General features: G+C 27.4%; 23 protein-coding genes and 3 tRNA genes. 13 read left to right on the top strand and 13 right to left on the bottom strand.

Going from position 1 to position 23,046, the window contains the following annotated elements; translation table 11 throughout:
• Window positions 1-2: 2 nt before the first annotated feature.
• The 10 genes from KJQ99_RS00820 to KJQ99_RS00775 all read right to left on the bottom strand — a co-directional run bounded on the left by KJQ99_RS00820 (window position 3) and on the right by KJQ99_RS00775 (window position 8,232).
• Window positions 3-1,559 carry an AbgT family transporter gene (locus KJQ99_RS00820; protein WP_214149724.1) on the bottom strand — a complete coding sequence of 519 codons (1,557 nt, stop codon included), beginning with the start codon at window positions 1,557-1,559 and terminating at the stop codon, window positions 3-5.
• Between the two features lie 147 nt (window positions 1,560-1,706).
• Window positions 1,707-1,791: transfer RNA gene (locus KJQ99_RS00815), tRNA-Leu, on the bottom strand.
• 4 nt (window positions 1,792-1,795) lie between these two features.
• Window positions 1,796-1,872 (bottom strand) — tRNA-Arg (locus KJQ99_RS00810).
• A gap of 53 nt (window positions 1,873-1,925) precedes the next feature.
• Window positions 1,926-2,996, bottom strand: a complete 1,071-nt coding sequence (locus KJQ99_RS00805) for a GGDEF domain-containing protein (protein ID WP_214149723.1) — start codon at window positions 2,994-2,996, stop codon at window positions 1,926-1,928.
• Complete coding sequence (locus tag KJQ99_RS00800; RefSeq protein WP_214119719.1) at window positions 2,993-4,063, bottom strand: GGDEF domain-containing protein; 1,071 nt, start codon at window positions 4,061-4,063, stop codon at window positions 2,993-2,995. The genes KJQ99_RS00805 and KJQ99_RS00800 overlap by 4 nt, the downstream gene beginning before the upstream one ends.
• On the bottom strand, window positions 4,056-5,135 hold the full coding sequence (locus KJQ99_RS00795) for a GGDEF domain-containing protein (protein ID WP_214149722.1): 1,080 nt from the start codon (window positions 5,133-5,135) through the stop codon (window positions 4,056-4,058). Before KJQ99_RS00795 ends, KJQ99_RS00800 begins: the two co-directional genes overlap by 8 nt.
• Window positions 5,136-5,137: 2 nt before the next feature.
• Complete coding sequence (locus KJQ99_RS00790) at window positions 5,138-6,202, bottom strand: GGDEF domain-containing protein (RefSeq protein ID WP_214115946.1); 1,065 nt, start codon at window positions 6,200-6,202, stop codon at window positions 5,138-5,140.
• A 76-nt stretch (window positions 6,203-6,278) separates the two neighbouring features.
• Window positions 6,279-6,377 (bottom strand) — tRNA-Sec (locus KJQ99_RS00785).
• A 30-nt stretch (window positions 6,378-6,407) separates the two neighbouring features.
• Complete coding sequence (locus tag KJQ99_RS00780; protein ID WP_214149721.1) at window positions 6,408-6,989, bottom strand: molybdenum cofactor guanylyltransferase; 582 nt, start codon at window positions 6,987-6,989, stop codon at window positions 6,408-6,410.
• On the bottom strand, window positions 6,979-8,232 hold the full coding sequence (locus tag KJQ99_RS00775) for a 3-isopropylmalate dehydratase large subunit (protein ID WP_214149720.1): 1,254 nt from the start codon (window positions 8,230-8,232) through the stop codon (window positions 6,979-6,981). Before KJQ99_RS00775 ends, KJQ99_RS00780 begins: the two co-directional genes overlap by 11 nt.
• Before the next feature lie 62 nt (window positions 8,233-8,294).
• Between KJQ99_RS00775 and KJQ99_RS00770 the strand changes: the two genes are divergently transcribed.
• From KJQ99_RS00770 to KJQ99_RS00730, 9 genes are all read left to right on the top strand, one after another.
• Complete coding sequence (locus KJQ99_RS00770) at window positions 8,295-9,575, top strand: NFACT RNA binding domain-containing protein (RefSeq protein ID WP_214115953.1); 1,281 nt, start codon at window positions 8,295-8,297, stop codon at window positions 9,573-9,575.
• On the top strand, window positions 9,572-9,886 hold the full coding sequence (locus KJQ99_RS00765; RefSeq protein ID WP_214115955.1) for a hypothetical protein: 315 nt from the start codon (window positions 9,572-9,574) through the stop codon (window positions 9,884-9,886). Before KJQ99_RS00770 ends, KJQ99_RS00765 begins: the two co-directional genes overlap by 4 nt.
• Window positions 9,887-9,895: 9 nt before the next feature.
• The gene (locus tag KJQ99_RS00760) at window positions 9,896-10,624 is read left to right on the top strand and encodes a phosphatidate cytidylyltransferase (protein WP_214115966.1); all 729 of its coding nucleotides are present in this window, start codon (window positions 9,896-9,898) and stop codon (window positions 10,622-10,624) included.
• A 32-nt stretch (window positions 10,625-10,656) separates the two neighbouring features.
• Window positions 10,657-11,715 carry a 1-deoxy-D-xylulose-5-phosphate reductoisomerase gene (locus KJQ99_RS00755; RefSeq protein ID WP_214116014.1) on the top strand — a complete coding sequence of 353 codons (1,059 nt, stop codon included), beginning with the start codon at window positions 10,657-10,659 and terminating at the stop codon, window positions 11,713-11,715.
• The gene (locus tag KJQ99_RS00750) at window positions 11,708-12,985 is read left to right on the top strand and encodes a M99 family carboxypeptidase catalytic domain-containing protein (RefSeq protein WP_239803375.1); all 1,278 of its coding nucleotides are present in this window, start codon (window positions 11,708-11,710) and stop codon (window positions 12,983-12,985) included. Before KJQ99_RS00755 ends, KJQ99_RS00750 begins: the two co-directional genes overlap by 8 nt.
• Window positions 12,982-14,325, top strand: coding sequence for an SH3 domain-containing C40 family peptidase (locus tag KJQ99_RS00745; RefSeq protein ID WP_214149719.1), 1,344 nt, complete (start codon window positions 12,982-12,984; stop codon window positions 14,323-14,325). Before KJQ99_RS00750 ends, KJQ99_RS00745 begins: the two co-directional genes overlap by 4 nt.
• Window positions 14,326-14,327: 2 nt before the next feature.
• Entirely contained in the window at window positions 14,328-15,476 is a 1,149-nt protein-coding gene (locus tag KJQ99_RS00740; RefSeq protein ID WP_214149718.1) for a metallophosphoesterase, read from the top strand.
• Window positions 15,477-15,537: 61 nt separating this feature from the next.
• Window positions 15,538-15,903, top strand: a complete 366-nt coding sequence (gene copM, locus KJQ99_RS00735) for a CopM family metallochaperone (protein ID WP_214119711.1) — start codon at window positions 15,538-15,540, stop codon at window positions 15,901-15,903.
• Between the two features lie 81 nt (window positions 15,904-15,984).
• Complete coding sequence (locus tag KJQ99_RS00730) at window positions 15,985-17,145, top strand: multidrug effflux MFS transporter (RefSeq protein WP_214115973.1); 1,161 nt, start codon at window positions 15,985-15,987, stop codon at window positions 17,143-17,145.
• A gap of 23 nt (window positions 17,146-17,168) precedes the next feature.
• On the opposite strand, the gene yedF is transcribed toward KJQ99_RS00730, so the two are convergent.
• Both yedF and yedE read right to left on the bottom strand, forming a co-directional pair.
• Window positions 17,169-17,393: a sulfurtransferase-like selenium metabolism protein YedF gene (yedF, locus tag KJQ99_RS00725; protein WP_214149717.1), complete on the bottom strand. Its 225-nt coding sequence runs from the start codon at window positions 17,391-17,393 to the stop codon at window positions 17,169-17,171.
• Window positions 17,383-18,567 (bottom strand): selenium metabolism membrane protein YedE/FdhT, encoded by a 1,185-nt coding sequence (gene yedE, locus KJQ99_RS00720; protein ID WP_214115978.1) that lies wholly within the window; start codon window positions 18,565-18,567, stop codon window positions 17,383-17,385. Before yedE ends, yedF begins: the two co-directional genes overlap by 11 nt.
• Window positions 18,568-18,818: 251 nt before the next feature.
• Between yedE and KJQ99_RS00715 the strand changes: the two genes are divergently transcribed.
• The 4 genes from KJQ99_RS00715 (at window position 18,819) to KJQ99_RS00700 (ending at window position 21,731) form a co-directional block, all read left to right on the top strand.
• Entirely contained in the window at window positions 18,819-19,463 is a 645-nt protein-coding gene (locus tag KJQ99_RS00715) for an amino acid ABC transporter permease (protein WP_214115980.1), read from the top strand.
• Window positions 19,460-20,116 carry an ABC transporter permease subunit gene (locus KJQ99_RS00710; protein WP_214115982.1) on the top strand — a complete coding sequence of 219 codons (657 nt, stop codon included), beginning with the start codon at window positions 19,460-19,462 and terminating at the stop codon, window positions 20,114-20,116. The genes KJQ99_RS00715 and KJQ99_RS00710 overlap by 4 nt, the downstream gene beginning before the upstream one ends.
• A complete protein-coding gene (locus KJQ99_RS00705) occupies window positions 20,116-20,856 on the top strand; it encodes an amino acid ABC transporter ATP-binding protein (RefSeq protein ID WP_239803371.1) in 741 nt (246 codons plus the stop codon). The genes KJQ99_RS00710 and KJQ99_RS00705 overlap by 1 nt, the downstream gene beginning before the upstream one ends.
• A 62-nt stretch (window positions 20,857-20,918) precedes the next feature.
• Window positions 20,919-21,731, top strand: coding sequence for a cysteine ABC transporter substrate-binding protein (locus tag KJQ99_RS00700; RefSeq protein ID WP_214119709.1), 813 nt, complete (start codon window positions 20,919-20,921; stop codon window positions 21,729-21,731).
• Between the two features lie 139 nt (window positions 21,732-21,870).
• Here the strand turns inward: KJQ99_RS00700 and KJQ99_RS00695 are convergent, their stop codons facing one another.
• The gene (locus KJQ99_RS00695; RefSeq protein ID WP_214149716.1) at window positions 21,871-23,031 is read right to left on the bottom strand and encodes a Cj0814 family flagellar-dependent secreted protein; all 1,161 of its coding nucleotides are present in this window, start codon (window positions 23,029-23,031) and stop codon (window positions 21,871-21,873) included.
• Window positions 23,032-23,046: the final 15 nt, after the last annotated feature.

Genomic DNA, 23,046 nt, shown 5'->3' with positions numbered 1-23,046 from the left:
ATCTAACCTTTAAAATTATAAACATAAGTAGTATCAAATCCTAACGGAAGACCTAAAGCCCAGAATATAAATAAACTACCAACTAAAGCTATCCATAAAGCAATACCAAATGGAAGCATTAATGAACTAAGTGTTCCAACTCCTGTTTTTTTATAATATTTTTGACAATAACCAATCACTAATGGGTAAAATGGAAACATAGGTGTCATAACATTTACTGCACTATCACTCGTCCTATATGCTGCTTGAGTAAGTTCAGGGCTAATTCCAAGTAACATTAACATAGGAACAAAAATAACGCTTAATATAGCCCATTTTGATGTAGCTGATGTAACAAAAATATTTAAAAAGCTTGTAAATATAATCACTCCTAAAATTGTAAAAACTGAAGGCATATTCATACTCTTTAAAAACTCAGCTCCTGAAATTGCTAATAGAGTTGAAAGATTTGAAGTATTAAATACATATAAAAACTGCCCGCATACAAAACAAAATACAATAAAGGTAGTAAGAGTATTTAAACTACTAGCAGCCATTTTTGATAAATCACTTGATGTTTTTATAGAGCCACTGATTTTTCCATATACATATCCTGGAATTGCTAAGAATAAAAATACCAATGGAACAATAGCTTTCATTAAAGCTGCATCAGCACTAGTAAGTGAGCCATTAGCACCACGCATAACAGAATTCTCTGGGATTGATACAACAAATAATAATAAAGCCATAAATATAAATGTTAAAGTCGCTCCCCAATAAGCTTTATTTTCTTGTGAGCTTAATTTCTCATTTTCTAAATGAGCGATTTTACAATCACTATCAATAGGCATAGTTTTATTTAGCATAGGCTCAATAATTTTTGAGCTAACAAACCAACAAGCAGCAATTACGCTAAAGGTTGAAAAAATACTTAAAAAATAATTACACAATACATTTACGCTTATTTCAGGGTCAATTGTTCTTGCTGCTTTTTGAGTAAATTCTTGCATTAACGGATCAACTACACTTGGAATATAACTAGCACTAAACCCACCTGCAAGTGCAGCAAATGAAGTAGTAATTCCAGCTATTGGATGGCGACCTGCACTATAATACATAGCAGCTGCAATTGGCATTAAAAATACATAAGCACTATCTGATACTATATGACAAAATATAGAAATTAATATAACCACAGGAACAACAATGCTTTTTGGAACTATTCCTATCATTTTAATTAGTAATGCTCTAATATAACCACTGCCTTCTGCAATACTAACTCCTAAAGTAGCAACTAAAACTAATTGTAAAGCAGGAAAAGTTATAAAATTAACGCCTAATCTAACTATTAATTCAGTTAAATTATGAATTTCAAACATATTTTTAACTACAATTTTTTCGTGACTAACTGGATGAATATAAGAAAAGTCAATAAAACTTAATGCAAAACTTAAAATCATCACAATAAAAAATGCAATTAAAAAAAGAATTGTAATATCAGGTAATTTGTTTCCTAATACTTCAATTTTGTGTAAGATTTTTTCAAATCCATTTCGTTTGATTTGCTGGTTTTCTACCATTAAGGCTCCTTTTTGATAAAATGAAAGGACTTATGTTACAATAAAATCAGATTTTAAGCAAAGAAAATTAGCACTTTTATATATTAATGTAACTTTTCGTAACAAATATTAAAAATATAATTGAAAAAGTATAACTAAGATGATAAGTGGTGCGGATGAGAGGACTTGAACCTCCACGCATTGCTGCACCAGATCCTAAGTCTGGCGTGTCTGCCAATTTCACCACATCCGCTAAGTGGTACGCCCAAGAGGATTCGAACCTCTGACCTACGGCTTAGAAGGCCGTTGCTCTATCCAGCTGAGCTATGAACGCACACTAAAAATAAAAGCTGTATATTATCCTAATAAAATTAATTTTTGCTTAAATTAAATTATATTTTTTATTATTTTATTTCTACCTGTATTTTTAGCCTCATATAAACACTTATCAACTCTTGTTATATATTCATCTAAAATATTATTAGCAAAATTATCTTCTATAAAAACTAAACCTATACTAACGCTAGTAGTTAAGCTTTCAACAGAAAATGTAGAATTTGAATACTCTATTCTAAAATTCTCACAAGCATTTTCAAAATCTAAAGCAGATACATTATAAGCTAATATTAAAAATTCTTCTCCACCCCATCTACAAATCAAATCAGTATATTCTCCAAAATGCTTTCTCATTAAATTTGCACAATTTTTTAATACTTCATCTCCCACACTATGTCCGTAAGTATCATTTACTTTTTTAAAATAATCAACATCTATTAAAGCAATACTTACCTTACTTTTAATATTTAAATCTTCAATACTATCTATAAAACACCATCTATTCATAAGTCTTGTTAAATAATCAAAATTTGCACTTTTATCAAGCTTTTTGTTTATATTTTGTCTATTTTCTAATTCAATATATATTTGTTTTCTTAAAACACTTGATACAATTACAAAAATAGTTGATACTACAATCCCATTAAAACAATTAAAATAGAATTTAGAACCATCACTAAATAAATATAAAGGTATATCTAAAGAATAATCATTCACACAAAAAAAATAATACATTGCCAAATAATAAATAAGTCCGAAAGTCGCTATTAAATATATAATGTATTTTTTCCTATAAATACCTATATAAAAATAAGATATTATAGGTAATATATAATATTCAAACCCATAACCCCACCCAAGATAATAAATTGAGCTAGCAGAAAAAACAAAACAAGAAAAAAAAGTGATATGAATACAAGCATTAAAATTATTACTTTTTACAAAAACTAAAGAAATTAAAAATAACCCCGCTAACATAAAGTATGCTAAAAACAAATAAGGAATATCATTAATTATCATTATTAAAGCATATACTAAATTAAAAACTAAAATACCTTTCATAATTTTTTCAGCTTGTAAAACTTCTACTAGCTCATATTTTCTTTTTTCAAAATCTATCATATTTGTCCTAAAACTATAGTTTCTACTTTATTTTTACCTGATTTTTTACCACTATATAAGGCATTATCAGCTTGAGATAGCATATAATCTATACTTTCAAGTCTTAAAGAATAACAAATTCCAAAAGTAATTGTAGTTTTCCTAGCATTATAACCATCTTTATGAGTATAGTTAGCAAAATCTTCCCTAATCTCATTCATTAGTTCTTCACTTTCATCTATGCTAAGACCTGTTAATAGCATTAAAAACTCTTCTCCACCCCATCTAGCTACATAACTAGAAGCTCTTTTAGATATTTTATCTTTAATGATTTTTGCTGTATTTTTAAGAACAATATCTCCAAAATTATGACCGCACTCATCATTTAAACTCTTAAAATTATCAATATCACCTAAGACAATTACCATAGAACGAATCTGGTCTTTTTGAAAATAATTATGATATATATGTAAAATTTCATTCATTGCACGACGATTTAAAATATTTGTCAAATAATCATAATCAGCTTTATTTTGTAATTTAATGCTTTCTTTTTCTAATATTTTACTTTCATTCTCATCAATACTATGCGTATAAAATGAATAAAAAATAATTACAGAAGTAATATTTATAACATTAAATACATATACAAAAACCATATATTCGCTTTCAAAATCAGGAACATCTTTTGTAATAATTATTGTAACTATAAATAAAATAATTTCAAAAATACCAATAATCAAAGGATATTTAGAACTGCTAAAGTCATGAACATAGCCAAGAGATAAAAGTGCTATCATAACTATTAAAAAACCATATCCTTGCCCTAAAATATATGTGCAAATTGAACAAGACAGCAAAACAGAAGCATGTGTAAAATAAACAGCAATATTATGATATTTGTCAATTTTTAAAATAAAAATCGTAGCTACTAAAGCAATAAAAGCTTCAATAAACTTAATATTAACCATAGGATAAAGACCTAGAAAATAAAACACACTCCCATAAGTAGTATGGGTTATTGTTAGTAAAATCATTGTGATTTTTACTAATTGTCTTATATTATCTATCTTTCTAAATTCATTCATCTTCTATACGCTTTGCTTCTATCCTATTTCTACCGCTATTTTTTGCCATATACAATAATTCATCAACTTTTTTAATATAATTATCAAAATTACTATATGAAAAATCGCCATTTACATGCAAACAACCAACACTAGCACTTATCGTAAAATCGCCAGCACAGAATTTATTATTTTTTAGCTCTTTTCTAAAATTATTACACGCTTCATAAAATTCTTCTTCACTGCAACCTAATGCAAATACTAAGAATTCTTCCCCGCCCCACCTAGCAATCATATCAGTATATCTTGAAAAATTAAGCTTTATGCAACTTGCAGTTACTCTTAAAACTTCATCTCCAACACTATGCCCATAAGTATCATTAACTTTTTTAAAAAAATCTATATCTATTAAAGCAAAATGAAAATTCTTTTTATATTGAATTAAATGAATTTTTTCCATAAAAGCCCAACGATTTAGCAAATATGTAAGCGGGTCTGTAGAAGCATTAATACTTAAAACTTCATTTACATTTTCTTTTGTCTCAATTGTTTTATAAACTTTAATTTTTAAAAAATACATAACAATTATAATTGTAAGACACGCAAATAAGCTATGAATAATATAAAATATGCCATTAATATTGTATCCAAGCACATATAATTGATTTTGTAAGGTATATTTATTAACTTCCATAAATATATACAATAATTCAAAAACTATACTCTCAAAAATTGCTAATGTATAGATAATTTTTCTATTTTCAAATTGACCTACATAACAAAAAGCTATACAAGGTATTAAAAAATATTGAGCTCCAAAACTCCAACCAAAATAAAGAACCATAAAAATAGCATAAACTATACAAACAAAATGCACCGTATATACTAAACTATTGACTTCTAATAAATCTAACTTTTTTAATGAATACAAATATATACAAGCTAAAAACAAATTAACAAACATAGGATAGTTATGACCTAACCAACCCATTAAAATAGATAATAAAAAATATAATGTTGAAAATATAATTAGTATATATCTAGCAATTTTTTTTGCTACAACTAAATCATCTTGATCTAAAAAACTTCCCATATCTAACCTAAATTAACTAACTTTACTCTATTTTTTCCAGAGTCTTTTGCACTATAAAGTGCTGCATCTGCTTTTGTTATCAATACATCTTTATTAATTAAATTTATAGAATAACTAACACCTATTGAAATAGTAACGCTAGTTTCATTTAAATTATCTTTAATTTGTAATTTTTCAATAGATTTTCTACTTTTTTCTAAAGAATTTAAAACATCATTGTAAGAGTAATTGCTAAATAGTATTAAAAATTCTTCTCCACCCCATCTAGCCACATAAGTATTTGTATTGTTTTCATATTCGTTTTTAAACACTTTAGAAACTTCTTTTAAAGCTAAATCTCCAAAATTATGACCATAAGTATCGTTTAAATGCTTGAAATTATCAATATCTCCTATTGCTAATGCTAAAGAATTTACTTCTTTATTTTTTAATTTTTCTAACATATTATCTAATATCTCATTCATAGCACGACGATTTAAAAGTGTGGTTAAATAATCATTTTCAGCTTTATATTGTAAGAATTCTTTTCTAGCATCAAGTTGCTTAATAATCTTGGCATTTTCTCTATCATTTAGCCAAATATAAACTAGCAATGTAACTACCATAAACAAAAAATTAGCTATATTTATATATGGCATATAAGGATTTGGATAATTTGGAGTATCTTTTGTAATATAAAGCATTACAAAAAAAGCAGTCGCTTCTACAAGTCCTATACCTATTGGAACTAAGAAAGTATTGAAATTTTGTAAATATGCTAATGATAATAAAAGAACTATTATCATAGTAAAACCATAGCCCCATCCAAGATAATAAGTGCAATAACAACAAGAAAATAATATATCTAAATGCGCATATAAAGTAGCAATTGCATATCCCTTGTTTCTTATCAACACTACATAAGCTACTAATAAAGAAATAATAATTTGAATTAAGCTAGAAGGTAATAAGAAATATAGCCCCGTTAGAGTAAAACTAACAGCATATATAAGATGAACTAAGCCAATAATAACAACGGTAACTTTTATTATATATTCAAAATTATCAACTCTTCTAATCTCTTTCAACTTATTTTTCCTAAAACCATAAATCAAAAAATATTTTATAATTTAAACCTAAAATATTATTTAAAATTCCAAAACCTGGCTAGAGAGTGAAGGAATCGAACCCCCCGCAGAATAGTCAACTACCCCACCACAAGATTTGAAGTCTTAGGGCTACACCAGTAGGCCAAACTCTCCATAAAAAAGGCTTAGTTATAGCATAAAATGTTTAATATCTGTAACTTTTAATAAACTTTTCAAAATCACTTTTTGTATTCATATTTAAAAAAGCATTATCATTTTTAAAGCTTAAAGTAATTGCCTTTGACTTTATAAAAAAATCTTTGATTTTGCAATTTTCATCTAATTCATCTAAATATTTTAAATCGCTCATCTTATAAAAACCACATAAAAAATGAGTTTTGATACTTTTTGCCACTACTGAACTTTTATATCTTTTATGTTTATAAAAAAGTCTTTTTATAGAGCTTTTATTAATTTTTACAAAATCAACTGCAATTACAAAAACAGAATTTGAATTAGGAATTTTAATATTTGTAAAAGTCTTTAAGCCATTAATCGGATGAAAATATTCATAATTATCTTTTAAAAATTTACATTTTAAATCACTTGGCTTAGCCTTAGCACAAAAATATATTTCATTAAATAAAGGCTGTAATTTTTCATATAAATAATTAATCAGGCTAATTTCACGCTTTTTATAAATAAAGCGTAAATTAGCCTTATCTTGCCCCATTCTACTTGATTTTCCACCACCTAAAATTAGGCAAACGCTATTTTTAAAGCTCATCAGGAGAACAAATATATCCTTTAATTGCACTAGCAGCCGCAATTGCACTATTTGCAAGATAAACTTCTGAAGTTCTCGCACCCATACGACCTACGAAATTTCTATTCGTAGTTGATATACAACGCTCTCCATCAGCTAAAATCCCCATATACCCACCTAAACAAGCACCACAAGTTGGATTACTTACAACTGCACCAGCACTAGCAAATATATCCATTAAGCCTTCTTTTTGAGCTTGTAAAGCAATTTTGGTTGTAGCTGGAGTAATTATCATTCTTACATCTGAATGAACTTTTTTATCTTTTAAAATACTCGCTGCAATTCTTAAATCACTTAGCCTTCCATTTGTGCATGAGCCTACAAATGCTTGGTCAATTTTTACCTTTTCACTTACAGCTTGTTTTATACTTTTACCATTGCTTGGTAAGAACGGATATGCTACAACAGGGTCAAGCTTGTCTAAATCAATCTCAATTACTCTTTCATAAACAGCATTAGGTAAATGGCTAAACTCAACGCCTTTTCTCTTTAAATCAACCGAGTTTAAAAACTCTCTTGTAACATTATCAACAGCACAAATTCCATTCTTTGCACCTGCTTCAATCGCCATATTACATAAACTAAAACGGCTATCCATATCAAGCTCTTCAATTCCAAAAAACTCTAATGATTTATATAAAGCCCCATCAACGCCTAAAATTCTAATAATTTCTAAAATTAAATCTTTTCCATAAACCCAAGGCTTTAATTTTCCACGAAACTGCACTTTAATAGCACTTGGCACTTTAAACCAGTTTTTACCTGTTATCATTGCATACGCTAAATCAGTGCTTCCCATTCCAGTAGCAAATGCTCCTAAAGCTCCGTGCGTACAGGTATGACTATCTGCACCAATTATCACATCACCTGGGCTAATAAGTCCATTTTCAGGTAAAAGTGCGTGTTCAATACCCATATTTTTTTCATCAAAAAGATATTTTAAATTATGTTCTTTTGCAAAATCTCTACTAATTTTTGCTTGATTTGCACTTAGAATATCTTTTGCAGGAATATAGTGGTCAAGCACAATTGCAAAGCCATCAGGATTAGCTAATCTTGTAGCACCACTTTTTTTAAATTGTTTAATAGAAATTGGAGTTGTAATATCATTTCCTATTACCATATCAATAGGACAATCAATAATCTCACCTGCTTTTACTTCTTTTCCTATGTGATGAGCAAATATTTGTTCTGTTAAAGTCATAGATTTCCCTTTTTTTCTAATTTTATTAATTTTAGCCGTTAAAATTAATAAAAGGATTAAAAATGAATTATTATGATTTAGTGCAAATTAAAGATTATTTAAAGCAATATAAAAAGATAAATCGTGCATATAGAATAAACGATAATTGCTTATGTATTGAGTTTAAAGATAAACTATATTTTGATTTAACCAAGGGCAAAAGTGCAATTTATAGTGGTAATTTATATGCTAAAGATTATACTAGTCCATTTGATTTACAACTTAAAAAAATGCTTTTTAACGCAAGTATTTTAGATATTAAAGTGCCTATAAATAATAGGATTTTAGAGTTTAAACTAGCCTTAGCTCACGCTTATAAAAAAATGGAATTTTATTTAATACTTGAGTTTTCAGGAAAATTTACAAATGCACTAATCTTAGATGATAAAAGAAATATAATAAGTGCCTTAAGATACGGCAAAAACAACCTTAGAGATATTTTACAAAATGAACCTTACATAGATTTAGAACCTACAAAAATCACTGAAAAAAATATAAAAATTGAAGATTTTAAAATTTATTTCGCAAATATTTTTGCAAGTCTTCAAAACGAGAAATTAAACTCATTAAAAGCTCAAAAAATAATGGAAAATGATAAAAAAATTGAAAAATTAGAGCTTTTAATAAATTCTTTAGAAGATGAAGAATTGCTAAACAAAAAAGCACTTTATGAATACGCAAAAGGCGATGCACTAAAAGAAAACTTATATAAAATCAAAGATTACGAAAGAGAATTTGAAATAGGAATTTATAAATATTCTTTAATCAACTCTGCAAAATATGAGCTAAATAATATTTATAAAAACGCTAAAAAATTAAGCCAAAAAGCAAAAAATATAAGCATAGAAAAAGATAATCTAAACGAAAAAATAAATGCTTTAAATAGCCTAAAACAAGCAATAATTTGCACAAAAGATGAAGTATTTTTACGCTCATTATTCGCAAAAAACAATAAAAAAGGCAAAACCCAGCAAAATCCAAACATATTAAATTTTTATGTAAATGATTACAAAATTAGCGTAGGACTTAATGAAAACGCTAATGAATATTTGCTAAAAAATAGCAAAAAAGATGATTTATGGTTTCATTTAAAGGATTTAAAAGGCTCTCATGTAATAATTTCAAGCAACAAAAAAAGCTATGATATAGATTTAATCTATCATGCTGCAAGTCTTTGTGCTTGTTATTCTGGTAAAAAAGAAGGTAATTTTTTAGTAGATTTTACAAAAAGAGCAAATGTAAAAATTATTGAAAAAGCGTTCGTTAATTATGTTAATTACGATACTATAAAGGTTTTTTTATGAGTGTTAGCAATATTGGAAATATAAATTATATAAATCAAAATCAAGGCGTAGCGATTGATAATCACGCAAAACATAATGCAAAAATGTTTGCTGATGAGCAAATTACTTTAGTTACGCCAGAAGTTAATGTAATAGAAGAAAGTAGCGAAAGCTCAAAAACAAACACAAATCTTGATGATGAAAAATCATATCAAGAAGAACGCCCTAAAAAAGAGCATAAAAGAGCTAATTTTTTCGGTGTTATGATAGAAGAAGATGAAGAAATTGAAGAAATAAAAGAAAGCGATAGGCTTTTTGATAAACTTGTTTAAGGAGTATTTATGTTGAATGAAAAAATAAAAACAGGCTTAATTTTTGCAATAATTGCAGTAATTTTTCTAGCGATAAATTCTTATTATTTATGGCTAATAATATTTTTATTAGCTAGTGGCATTGGATATTTTGAAGCTTGTAAATTATTTGATACTAAAAATAATTATTTAATTTTAGCCTTAGGATTGATATTAGGAATTTATACTCAAATGCCTGTGGTTTCTATGATTTTTGCTATTTTAGTTCTTGCTTCTTTTTTAGCATACAAACAAGGAGATTTAAAAGAAATTCTACCATTTATTTATGCAGGAATTGGAATTAGCTTTATTTTTGAAACTTATATTAGATTTGAATTAAGTGGCTTTATTTGGCTACTTTTAAGCGTTGTTTTATGTGATAGTTTTGCTTATTTTGTAGGTAAAAAATATGGAAAAACTAGCTTTAGCCCAAGTTCTCCTAATAAGACTTTAGAAGGAGTAATCGGTGGAATTATCATTAGCACAATAGTTTCAAGTATTTATGCTAGTTTTGTTTATAGTGAGATTGGCTTTTTTGGAGTTTTATTTTTATCATTTTTAATGGCGTTTTTTGCTGTATTTGGAGATTTATTTGAAAGCTATTTAAAACGCTTAGCGAAGGTTAAAGATAGTGGAGAGCTTTTCCCTGGACATGGCGGAGTATTAGATAGAGTTGATGCTTTGATTTTTGCTAGTATTATTATGGTGGTATTCTTATGAGCTTTACTATAAATCCAACAAAACCTGAAATTATAAGCGTATTTGGTTCAACTGGTTCAATCGGCGTTAATGCTTTAAAAATAATAAAACAAGCTGATATTAAATTAGAGTGCATTAGTGCTTATAAAAACTATGAATTATTAAACGAACAAATAAAAATGTTTAATCCTAAAATAGTCTTAGCAAGTGATGAAATACTAGATAAAGTCAATCATTCTAATAAATACTCAATAAAAGACGCTGCATTTATAATGCAAGATTTAAAAAGTGATGGAATTATCAATGCAATAGTAGGATTTGCAGGGCTTAAAATATCTTTACAAACTCAAGAATTAGATAAAAAACTCTTTTTAGCAAATAAAGAAAGCTTGGTTGTGGCTGGAAAATTTCTTGATACTTTTAATATCTCTCCTATTGATAGCGAGCATAGTGCATTAGCAGCACTTTTAAGGGGTATTAAACACCCTAAAAAGCTCACAATTACTGCTAGTGGTGGGGCATTTTTTAAATACAATGAAGTTGCAAATCTAAAAGCAAATGAAGCCTTAAAACACCCTAATTGGGATATGGGAGCAAAAATCACAATAGATAGTGCAACAATGACAAATAAGCTTTATGAATTAATAGAAGCAAAACATTTATATCCTAATTTAGAATTAGACGCAATCATAGAGCCAAGCTCAAGTATTCACGCATTTTGTGAAAGTATTAATGGCTCAATGAGTGCTTATTTTAGCGTGCCTGATATGAAGCTTAGCATTGCAAATGCACTCTTAGGTGAGAGTGATTTTGCTGCTTGTGAATATTTTGATATTTTAAAACTTGCTAAATTAGAATTCTTTGAGATAAATCCTAATAAATACCCTATTTTTAGGCTAAAAGATGAGCTATTAAATAATCCTGATTTAGGTGTTATTATCAATGCTGCTAATGAAGAATTTGTATATAAATATTTAAAAGATGAATGTAAATTCTATGATATTAGTGACGCAGTATTTAAGGCTTTAGATAAATTTGCTGATAGTAAAATAAATACTATTGATGATGTGTTTAGTGTAGATAAAATGGTAAGAGAGTTTTTGAATGCTTAAGATATTTTTAACATTTTTAAGTCTTAATTTATTTGCTTTAAATTTTACTATAAACACTTTAGGAGAATGTGAAAAAGTTTGTGATAATACCGTTTTGATTTTTGGCGGTATTCAAGGAGATGAGCCAGGTGGTTTTCACGCTGCTAGCTTATTAATCACTGATTATAAAATCACTAAAGGGAAAGTAATTGTGGTGCCAAATCTTGCATTTGATTCAATAATTGCTAGAAGTCGTGGAGAATTTGGAGATTTAAATCGCAAATTTGCTGAACTTAGCGAAGATGACCCTGATTATTACACAGTTGAATTAATAAAAAAAATAATAACTTTACCTGAAGTAAAACTCATAATAAATCTTCACGATGGTAGTGGATATTATTCTCCAAATTATATAAATAAGGATAAAAATCCTAAAAAATGGGGAAATTCTTGCATAATTGACCAAGAGCAAATTGACGCAAAATACGGGAATTTAAACGAAATTGCAAGTAAGGCTTGTGAAAGTATAAATAATAATTTATTACACAAATTACATAGCTATCATTTAAAAAACACAAACACAGCAAATGGCGATGAAGAAATGCTAAAAAGCCTAACTTATTATGCAATTACTCAAGGCAAAGCCGCCTATGCAAACGAAGCTAGCAAAAATCTATTAACCCACGAAAGAGCATATTATCATTTACTAGCAATTGAGAGCTATTTAAAGGCTGCTGGAGTTGAATTTGAGCGAGAATTTGAATTAAATCCTAATGCAGTAAGAGAAGTTATTGAAAAACCGATTTTAATTAAAATTGAAAATCGCTTTTTATTAAGCCTTCAAAAACCAAGAGAAAAAATAAGATTTATTCCAATAAAATTGCCATTTACTTATAAAGCTAGCAATGAATTAACTGCGATTTTTAAAAACAATCAAGATAATGGCTTTAGTATTCAATACGGCAATCGCTTTCAAACTAATTTGTATTTAGAAAAAAATGTTGAATATAGCGATATTATTGATAAGTTAAATTTAATTGTTGATGATAAAGAAATCACAACTAATTTCGCAAAAATGATTGAAGTAAAAAATTATTTTTTAGTTAAAAAACACGATAAAGTAAGGATAAATGTCATAGGCTATAACGCAAAAGATAGTGAAGATAGTATAAAACTAAGCCTTAAAAATATGCAAAAACAATACTCAATTGATAAAGCAGGTAAGATTTATAGGGTTGAAGCTTACGAAGATAATAAATTTATAGGTGAAATTTTAATTAGATTTGAATGATGAAAAATATTATTTTAATTATTTGTGTTGTAATTTTTACTTCTTGCAGTAAAAATTATTTTGCTCTTCCATCTCAAGACTTAAATAATTATGAGAGCAATGAGTTTTATATCAATAAAGAAGTATCGCAAAAATTAAAAGAAAATTATTTAAAAAACCTATTTTATGTGTGGGGAATTGATAAAACCAATATCAATATGAAAAATATTGCAAATGATATTTTAAAAGACACAGGTTATGGAGAAAATTATCAATTAAATTCTCAAAAATTAATGCAAAATATAGTAGATAATGCTGATTTTGATAATTTAAACAAAATTTCAAAAAATGCAATCATTATTCATTCAAGTAATTTAAGATTATTACCTACTAAAAAACCAAGATTTAAAAATCCTAAATTAGCAGGTGAAGGCTATCCGTTTGATTATTTGCAAAACTCATTTATCTACGCATATACTCCTGTTAAAATCTCTCATTTTAGCAAGGATTTTGGCTGGAGTTTTATTTATAATAGCGTGGTAGTTGGCTTTATAGAAAATAAAAATATTGCATTTATTAGTGATGAAGATTTAAATATTTATAAATCGTCAAAAGACTTCATAATGCCTAAAAAAGATAAAATTGCATTAATAGATAAAAATGAAGACTTCATAGAATACGCAAGAATTGGAATGCCTTTGGCATTAAGTAAAGAAAGTGCTAATTTTTATACTATAAGAGTTTTTAAAAAGGATTTAAACAATAACGCAAAACTTATTGAAATAAAGGTCAAAAAAGAAGATTTTTTCAAGCTTGGAGATAGTTTTTCTAGCGTTGATTTAAAAAAAATCGCAAATGAATTAATAGGACAAAACTATGGCTGGGGCGGATTAAACGGCGATAGAGATTGCTCTGCTTTTTTAAAAGATGTCTTTGGCACATTTGGAGTTTTTCTAGCTAGAAATTCGCAAGATCAAATCTATCAAAAAGATTATTTAAATAGAAAAATATTTTTTAATATCTCAAAACTTAGCAATAAACAAAAATATAATTATATTAAAAGCAATGCAATACCTTTTGCAACCTTGCTAGCTCTAAAAGGTCATATAGTTTTATATTTAGGAGAATTTGATAACAAAATCTATATATTGCATAATTTATGGGGGATTAAAAATTATGAGCGTGGAGTTGAGAGTAGAATTATCGTTGGAAAAGTAGCAATAACCACAATAGATGCAGGCAAAAATCTCTCAAGTGTAAAAGAACAAGATGTAATATTAAGTAGGATTTTTGGTATGAGAAATCTATTTGCTGATGAATTGCAGTTTGAAATTCCTAATTTAAATTCTAATAAGGACTAATTATGGCTATATTACTTGGTATTTTATATTTTTTATTGGTATTTTTCGCTAATGCAAATATGCTTTTAAGAACTATTAAAAATAATACTTTTAATAAATTTAGAAAAATAATTGTGGCTTTTTATAGTATTATTTTTGCGTTTGAACTAAGCCTAATTACTCAAGAAAACTTAATTAAAGAGCTTTTATATTATTCTTTTATAATTTTAATTGCTTCAACTATTGTGTTTTTTATGATTATGAGTTTTTATTATATCAAGACAAAAATAGTCTATGAAGAACATTTTGCAAAAGCAATTGATATATGGGAGATATTCAATTTTTTTCCTATATTTTTTATACTTATTTATTATTTAAAAGATATAAATATTTTAAATTATGAGTATATATTTATTTTCATAGCTTTTGTATTTTTTTATAAGGTATCAAAAAACGCAATAAAAGTCCCTAAAATAAAAGAAATAAATCTAAACGAAGATAAACTAAAAAAAGATTTAAAAATCGCAATGATAGCTGATATTCATCTAAAAAAGAATTTAAATGATGAGTTTTTTATAAATATAATTAATAAAATTAATTCTTTAAATCCTGATTTAGTAGTAATCGTAGGAGATTTAGTAGATACAGGAATTAACAATGTCAAAAACCTTAATTATCTAAATGGACTAAAATCAACCTATGGCACATTTTATGTCTTAGGAAATCACGAATATTATCACGGAGTAGGCAGTATCGCTAAGGAATTAAAAAAATATAAATTGCATTTTTTAGATAATAAAAGCATAGAATTTGATGATTTTGTAATATCAGGTGTAAATGATTTGATGGGGCTAAAGCTTAAGACTTTTGAGCCTGATATTAGCAAATTAAAGCCTAAATTAGATAAGTTTAATATCTTACTAACCCATCAGCCAAAATTTGTTAAAAAATACGATGTTAGCCCTTATGATTTAATCCTAGCTGGACATACTCACGCAGGACAAATCTTTCCTTTTAGCCTAGCTGTTAAACTTGAGCAAGGATATTTAAAAGGCTTATATAATGTAAAAAATAGCAAAATGTATGTAACAAGTGGAGCGGGATTTTGGGGTATAGTAGCTAGATTTAATGCAAGTAGCGAAATAGTCTTAATTAATGTAAAATCTAAATAATTTACTTAATAGAAATTACTAATTAATAAAATATATCTTTATTTAAAACAAGGAGTATTTTATGAAAAAAATTTTTTTATGTTTATGCTTAGGTGCATTTAGTTTATTTGCTAAAGATTTAAGTCCTCAAGAATTAAACGATATGAAAAAAGAACTAAATGAAAGTATGATGAAAATGCACTCTAAAATGCAAGCAGGTATGAATGAAAACGACCCTGATATAGCATTTGTAGCAGGTATGCTACCTCATCACATTGGTGCTGTTGATATGGCTAAAATCGTTTTAAAATATGGAGAAGATGAAAATATCAAAAAATTAGCTAATGATATTATAAAAGCTCAAGAAATTGAAATTAAATTTATGCAAGAATATTTAGAGAAAAAAGGCTATAAATATCCAGAAGCAATCAATCATCATCAACATTAATAATTTATGCAAGGTAATTTTCCTTGCATAAAACTTCATTTGCCAAATTAAGACAATATCATATTTTTTAGGAGTATAGATATGAAAGAAAAATTTTTTATTTTAATATTGGCATTTTTAAGTGCTATTGCCCCACTTGCAACCGATATGTATTTACCTGCATTAAGCTTAGTTCAGCATAGTTTTAATACAAGTGAGTTTTATACCCAATTAAGCATTGCTAGTTTTTTTATAGCCTTTGCATTAGGACAATTATTATATGGGCCAATTAGTGATATTTATGGTAGAAAAATCCCATTAATTATAGGACTTTTCATATTTATAATATCTAGCTTTTTATGTTTTTTAGTTGATAATATTTATACTTTTATTGCTTTAAGATTTATGCAAGCACTTGGCGGATGTGCTGGGGTTGTGATTGCTAGAGCTATTGTAAATGATTGTTTTTCTAAGCAAAAAGCAGTGGCTGTATTTTCATTAATGATGATTAGTTCTAGCATAGCTCCTATGATTTCTCCTAGCATTGGTGGGCTTTTGCTTAAATACTTTTCTTGGCAAAGCATTTTTATTACTTTATTTTGTCTTGGAATTTTATTATTATTTTTAAGTATTTTTTATATAAAAGAAAGTAACAAAAATCAAATTCCATTTTCATTTTCAAATATTTATAAAGCATATAAAAGTGTTTTAACTAATAAAAGTTTTTTAATTTATGTAATTAGCTCAAGTTTAATTATGAGCACTTTATTTGCTTATATTAGTGGCTCAAGTTTTGTTTTTACCAATGTTTTTAATATCAGCTTACAAGAATATGGATTAATATTTGGGATAAATTCTTTAGGATTTATGATAACAGCTAGATTAAATGTGTATTTTACTTCTAAATTTGGTATATCAAAAGTAATTTTTATAGCTTGTATAACAATGATAATTAATTCATTTTGCTTAATACTTTTATCAAATAATTTTTATACTTTTACTTTATTTTTATTCTTAACTTTATGTATGCTAGGCTTTATAACACCAAATCTAGTTACAAAAGCTATGCAAAAATCTAAAAAATATTCAGGTAGTGCTTCAGCAATACTTGGAGCTATGCAATTTATGTTCGCAGGATTTGCAGCGTTTTTAGTCGGTGCTATGAATGCTAATACGAGTTTTGCACTAGCTTGCATAATAAGCGTTTTTTGCTTACTTGCAAGTCTAGTTTATATTTTAAGATTTAAGTTAATTAGAATTTAAAACTTCTGTTTTAAATTCTAAACTTATTGTTTAGTGATATAAAAGCCTAAAATAGAGCCATTTTGCACTACTTCGCAACTATGACCTAAAGCTTTCATATCAGGTGGAATTCCATTAATACTTTGCGGACAATCGCTAATTATTTCTAATACTTCACCACTTTTTAGCTTGTGAATTACTTCATTAGCAACAATTGCAGGATAAGGACAAGGTTCGCCTAATAAAGAAATAGAATAATCAATTTTCATTTTTTCTCCTTGCATAAAATAATATTAAAGCAATGCTTATTAAAAATAAAGCTATATTAATGCCAAGACCACTATATCCGCTTAATTTGATTTTTTCTCCACTCAAAAACCACTTAGGCAATAAATCATAATTTAAAGCAATTAGCATAGTTCCTATTATATTTCCAATACCAACTACTATAAAATGAGTTTGCCCTTCTACTGCACGATATAAAAATCCACATTCACAACCACCTGCAAACACTATACCAAAGCCAAATATAAATGCTCCCGTGCAAAGCCCAAGAGATATTTCTAAAACTTTAGCGTTGTATCCGCCTTTATTTAATAATGCAAATACGAAAATACTAGCAACTAACATTGATACAAATAAAGCTAAAGAAAAACTATATCTTTTAAATAAAAATAAATCCCTAAAACAAGAAGTAAAGCAAATCTGTCCTTTTTGTATCAACCAGCCAAAAATCACGCCAAATATCAATGCTGTAGGAAGATTTTTAGTATCATTACTAGCTAAATATGCAAAGAATACAAAAAAAGCAATTACGCTAAGAAATAAAATAATTTTGTTTTTTTGTTCTAAATTCTTATCTATTTTTAATTGCGGAGTATTTGTTTTAATCATCTCATATCTAGGAGCAAAAATCTTAATTTTTAGCACCAAAATAGCCGCTGCAACCCCAAGACACATAAAAATAGCAAAAACCCAAGTATGTAAAGAAAAATAAGGAAGACCTGTAAAAAAGTTAGCCAAATTGCACCCCCAAGCAAGTCTAGCACCAAATCCTGCTAATATCCCGCCTACTAATGCTTGAAAAAATCTAGTCTTAGAAGCTATTTTTCTAAAATACACCTTATTAGCAACGCTAGCAGCTAATAAACAACCAATTATAAGTCCAATAATCATAACTCCATCAACACGAGTTAGCATAGTTCCGTTTAGATTTTGCTTTTGATAATATGAATACGAACTTAAATCCATTCCAAAAAGCTCAAGAATTTCCCCACCGATACGAGTAAATTCGCCTGTTACTGCAAAAACACCACCAAAAATAGCAAAATATAAAGTTGCCATTATGCTTAAAACCATAACCGCTTTAGTATTGCTATAGAATTTGCTTAGGTAGTTTTGATGAAAGTGTGCAAGTTCTGCACCAAAATTTGAAGTTTTCATAAAAATCCTTTGTATAGCTAAAACTTAGCCAAAATTAAAAGGCTGATTATAAATTAGCATTCTTAAAGATTTCTTTAAATTATTTATCTCAAAATCAAGTTAATTTATTTGAATAAAATTATTTAATATAAACACATATTTATTAATAATTTTTGTAACAAAATTAAAAGAATTTGAAAATAAAATTGCAAATATTATTTATCAAAAAAAGATATATTTAACCCGTTTTTTTAAATTAGATAGGGGGTTAAATGGATTTTGAAGTTATAAAAGAGTTTTATCCACTTTACATAGACGCATTAATCCTTACTATAAAACTTGCATTTTATGGCATAGTTTTATCATTTTTAATAGGGTTATTTTGTATGTGGGTTGAACTACATAAACTAAGGTTTTTAAAACTAATTTGTAATGCTTATATAGAGCTTTCAAGAAATACCCCGCTTTTAATTCATTTGTTTTTCTTATATTATGCAATGCCAAAGCTTGGAATTAAGCTAGAAGCCTTTACTTGTGGAGTAATTGGACTTGCGTTTTTAGGTGGTGGATATATGGCTGAGAGTTTAAAATCAGGCTTAAATGCTATTAATAAGCACCAAATAGAAGCAGGATATGCTCTAGCGTTAAGCAAAAATCAAGTTTTATACTACATATTATTGCCATTATCACTTAGAGTTTCTATAGCTAGTATTAATGCAAATATAATATTTTTGTTAAAAGAAACATCAGTTGTAAGTGTAATAGCTCTAGCTGATTTAGTCTATACAGCAAAAGATATAATAGGACTTTATTATGTAACTAATGAAGCTTTATTTATGCTTTGTGTTGCTTATTTTATAATGATTTTACCGCTTTCATTATTTTTAACTTGGTTTGAAGCAAGGATTAGAAAATGAGTGAAATATTATTTGATTTATCAATTTATTCAAGGCTTTATGAAGGCTTAAAAGTTACTTTATTTATATCTTTTGTATCTATATTTTTCTCAATTATAGGTGGGCTTGTTTTAGGCGTTTTTATGAGTTTAGGAAATAAAATTATTTTTTATATTCTAAAAATAATTCTTGAAATTATAAGATTTATGCCTATTATCGTTTGGCTATTTTTAATATATTTTGGAATGTCAAGTTGGCTTAGTATAGATGCTATTAGTGCTACTATTATTGTATTTGTGATTTGGGGTATGTTTGAGATGATGGATTTAGTAAGGGGTGCAATAACAAGTATTCCTAAACACCAATTTGAAAGCTCAATCGCACTTGCACTTAGCAAATACCAAATGTATAGATATATTATTTTGCCACTTGCATTAAAAAGATTAATTCCTAATGTAATAAATCTTTTAAGCCGTATGATTAAGACTACTTCAGTAGCTTATTTAATAGGTGTTGTAGATATTTTAGCAATAGGTAATCAATTAAAAGAAGTTACATTATTTATTAGCAATCTAGCACCTTTATATATTTATACAATTATATTTTTTATATATTTTATAATTTGTTATCCCTTATCAAAAATATCAAAAATACTAGAAAAAAGGTGGAGTTAATGAGTATTTTAAAACTTGAAAATATTAATAAATTTTACGGCAATAACCACGCTTTAAAGGATATTTCTTTTGAAGTTAATAAAGGCGAAGTTGTTGTTTTAGTAGGGCCTAGTGGCTGTGGAAAAAGCACAACTTTAAGGTGTATTAACGGACTTGAAAATATAGCTAGTGGAAATATTTATATAAAAAATGAAATAATTACTAAAGATTATAAAAACTGGCAAGAGATTAGAAAATATGTTGGAATGGTGTTTCAAAGCTATGAATTGTTTGACCATTTAAATGTACTTGAAAATATCTTATTAGCTCCTATGAAAGTTCAAAAGCGTAAAAAAGATGAAGTTTTAAAACAAGCCCTAGATTTATTGCAAAAAGTTGGTTTAGAACACAAACAAAACGCCTATCCAAAAGAGCTAAGTGGTGGTCAAAAACAAAGAATTGCAATAGTTAGAGCTTTATGTATGAATCCTGAAATTATGCTTTTTGATGAAGTTACGGCTGCGCTTGATCCTGAAATAGTAAGAGAAGTTTTAGATGTATTATTAAATCTTGCAAAAGAAGAAAAAACAATGCTAATAGTAACTCACGAAATGGCATTTGCTAGAGCTGTAGCTGATAAAATTATTTTTATGGATAGTGGCAAAATCGTTGAAATTGCAAGTCCTGAAGAGTTTTTTACAAATCCGCAAACTAATAGAGCTAAGCAATTTTTAAATATGTTTGAATTTAAAAAGGATTAAAATTATCTTTTATTAATTTTTTTGCGTTTTAATTACAAGCGATTTTATTTAAAGGAGAAATTATGAAAAAAGTTATTTTATCACTTGTTGCAGGGGCTTTACTAACCTGTTTTGCTAATGCTAGAAATATTGAAGAGATTAAAACTAGCGATAATATTAAAATAGGTGTTTTTGCTGATAAACCACCATTTGGCTTTGTTGATAAAGAAGGTAAATTCCAAGGCTATGATATTTATTTTGCAAAAAGAATTGCTAAAGATTTATTAGGTAGTGAAGATAAATTAACCTTAGTTCCTGTTGAGGCTGCTAGTAGGGTTGAGTTTTTACAATCTGATAAAGTTGATATTATTTTAGCTAATTTTACAAAAACACCTGAAAGAGCAAGAGTTGTTGATTTTGCATTACCTTATATGAAAGTTTCATTAGGCATTGCAAGTCCTAAAAATGCAGAGATTAAAGACATTAAAGAACTAGATGGAAAAACTCTAATCGTAAATAAAGGCACAACTGCTGATGCGTATTTTACAAAAAATAAAAACGGAGTAAATCTAGCAAAATACGACCAAAATACTGAAACTTTTGGAGCATTATTAGATGGCAGAGGTGCTGCACTAGCACACGATAATACCTTGCTTTTTGCTTGGGTTAAAAACAATCCTGATTTTGTAGTAGGTATTAGTGAATTAGGAGATATTGATGTAATCGCACCTGCTGTTAAAAAAGGCAATAAAGAGCTTTTAGAATGGCTAAATAATGAGATAGTAAAACTAGGCGAAGAACAATTCTTCCACAAAAATTATGATGAAACTCTAGCACCTGTTTATGGAACTGATATTGATAAAGAAAGCGTTGTTGTAGAAGGCGGCAAACTTTAATAATTTTGAATTAGGATTATTCCTAATTCGCTTTTTATTCTTATTTTAAATTCTATTGAGTTTTAAGAATTTAAAATAAGAAAATCTTTTCAAAAATCAAAATATCTTATAACTTTTGCAATAAAATTTCTAAAATAATCTAAACTTTTATATCAAACAATCTTATATTAGATACTTTATTTTGGCTAAAACTAAAAGCTAGTTTTAAAAACTCATCATAATTTAATTCGCTAATGTTTTTATTTGGATTTTCTAAACCCATTAACTCTCTTATTTTTCTCATAAATTCATCAGCTTGTTTTTCTTCAGCTTTTTTATTACTACTAAAAAATCCACTATTAAGACTATATAAAGTTTTAGTATAATTAGCACTTCCTAAAATAGCACTTCTTTGGCTTAATGGTTTATCATAAGCATTTAATTTGACATAATCTTTCAGCCATCTTGGCATACGCTCAACTTCAGCACTCATAAAGCCATTTTCTCCCCTTGCCATTATTTGCATTCCTAACGCTTTATCAAATACAAAAAATGTAGCCGAGCTAATTTTTCTATCATAACCACTTAATTTACCTTTATATGTGCTTTCTCCTTCAATTAAAGCTGGGTTTGATTTTAATATACCTATCAAAAGCCCGCCTTTTGATATTTCGCCATTTTCATTTATATAATTTTGTCTTGCTTCGTCATAATCACCAAAATATCCACTAAATCTAGGGTCTTGCTTGATATTATCAGGTGGAAAAACATTTGTGTTTGGTAAGGTTTTATCATCATTGTCAAAAGAATAAAATAAGGGATGATGAGTTTGGTAAAGTTCATTTTGAAAAGTCATTCCGTGATTATTCTCATAATCATCAGGTGAATGTAAAATTTTATTGATTTTGATTTCATCACTTCTTGCTTGAATATAACCTTGTGGAAATTGCTTTATATCTTCGGTGTTAAAAAAATCTTTAGAGTTTAAAAAATCTTCACTTACAACTTGGCTTAAGACTTTATAAGCATTACCAACGCTTTTTGCTATATCAATTTCATAAAATGGTCTATGTGCCAAATATGATTTTTCGTTATTTTCTACTAGATTTTTTAAAGTATCACTATGTATTTTAAAATCTTCAGGAATTCCTGCAGCTTTGTTAAAATCACTTGTAAAAAAGCCATCTTTATCAACTCCGTATCCTAATACTTCACCTACCTTTTTATCATCTGCTTTATTGTCTACTTTTTTAATCTCGTTATTTGTTTCTTTTTTGCTTATATTAGTTATTTGATATGTTGAATAAGAATTTATTTTCATAATTATTCCTTTATT

It is taken from the genome of Campylobacter sp. 2018MI13, from assembly GCF_018501135.1.
Lineage (GTDB): Bacteria > Campylobacterota > Campylobacteria > Campylobacterales > Campylobacteraceae > Campylobacter_E.
The sequence above is the reverse complement of the archived record's forward strand: the minus strand, read 5'-3'. Positions and strand labels throughout refer to the sequence as shown.

Excerpts from the sequence above, each read along its gene's own strand:
- KJQ99_RS00770 (WP_214115953.1), top strand. The coding sequence starts at position 8,295 with ATGAATTATTATGATTTAGTGCAAATTAAAGATTATTTAAAGCAATAT.
- KJQ99_RS00805 (WP_214149723.1), bottom strand. The coding sequence starts at position 2,996 with ATGATAGATTTTGAAAAAAGAAAATATGAGCTAGTAGAAGTTTTACAA.
- KJQ99_RS00750 (WP_239803375.1), top strand. The coding sequence starts at position 11,708 with ATGCTTAAGATATTTTTAACATTTTTAAGTCTTAATTTATTTGCTTTA.
- KJQ99_RS00800 (WP_214119719.1), bottom strand. The coding sequence starts at position 4,063 with ATGAATGAATTTAGAAAGATAGATAATATAAGACAATTAGTAAAAATC.
- yedF (WP_214149717.1), bottom strand. The coding sequence starts at position 17,393 with ATGAAAATTGATTATTCTATTTCTTTATTAGGCGAACCTTGTCCTTAT.
- KJQ99_RS00715 (WP_214115980.1), top strand. The coding sequence starts at position 18,819 with ATGGATTTTGAAGTTATAAAAGAGTTTTATCCACTTTACATAGACGCA.
- KJQ99_RS00760 (WP_214115966.1), top strand. The coding sequence starts at position 9,896 with ATGTTGAATGAAAAAATAAAAACAGGCTTAATTTTTGCAATAATTGCA.
- KJQ99_RS00795 (WP_214149722.1), bottom strand. The coding sequence starts at position 5,135 with ATGGGAAGTTTTTTAGATCAAGATGATTTAGTTGTAGCAAAAAAAATT.
- yedE (WP_214115978.1), bottom strand. The coding sequence starts at position 18,567 with ATGAAAACTTCAAATTTTGGTGCAGAACTTGCACACTTTCATCAAAAC.
- KJQ99_RS00745 (WP_214149719.1), top strand. The coding sequence starts at position 12,982 with ATGATGAAAAATATTATTTTAATTATTTGTGTTGTAATTTTTACTTCT.
- KJQ99_RS00705 (WP_239803371.1), top strand. The coding sequence starts at position 20,116 with ATGAGTATTTTAAAACTTGAAAATATTAATAAATTTTACGGCAATAAC.
- KJQ99_RS00700 (WP_214119709.1), top strand. The coding sequence starts at position 20,919 with ATGAAAAAAGTTATTTTATCACTTGTTGCAGGGGCTTTACTAACCTGT.
- KJQ99_RS00820 (WP_214149724.1), bottom strand. The coding sequence starts at position 1,559 with ATGGTAGAAAACCAGCAAATCAAACGAAATGGATTTGAAAAAATCTTA.
- KJQ99_RS00765 (WP_214115955.1), top strand. The coding sequence starts at position 9,572 with ATGAGTGTTAGCAATATTGGAAATATAAATTATATAAATCAAAATCAA.
- KJQ99_RS00710 (WP_214115982.1), top strand. The coding sequence starts at position 19,460 with ATGAGTGAAATATTATTTGATTTATCAATTTATTCAAGGCTTTATGAA.
- KJQ99_RS00695 (WP_214149716.1), bottom strand. The coding sequence starts at position 23,031 with ATGAAAATAAATTCTTATTCAACATATCAAATAACTAATATAAGCAAA.
- KJQ99_RS00775 (WP_214149720.1), bottom strand. The coding sequence starts at position 8,232 with ATGACTTTAACAGAACAAATATTTGCTCATCACATAGGAAAAGAAGTA.
- KJQ99_RS00740 (WP_214149718.1), top strand. The coding sequence starts at position 14,328 with ATGGCTATATTACTTGGTATTTTATATTTTTTATTGGTATTTTTCGCT.
- KJQ99_RS00730 (WP_214115973.1), top strand. The coding sequence starts at position 15,985 with ATGAAAGAAAAATTTTTTATTTTAATATTGGCATTTTTAAGTGCTATT.
- KJQ99_RS00780 (WP_214149721.1), bottom strand. The coding sequence starts at position 6,989 with ATGAGCTTTAAAAATAGCGTTTGCCTAATTTTAGGTGGTGGAAAATCA.
- copM (WP_214119711.1), top strand. The coding sequence starts at position 15,538 with ATGAAAAAAATTTTTTTATGTTTATGCTTAGGTGCATTTAGTTTATTT.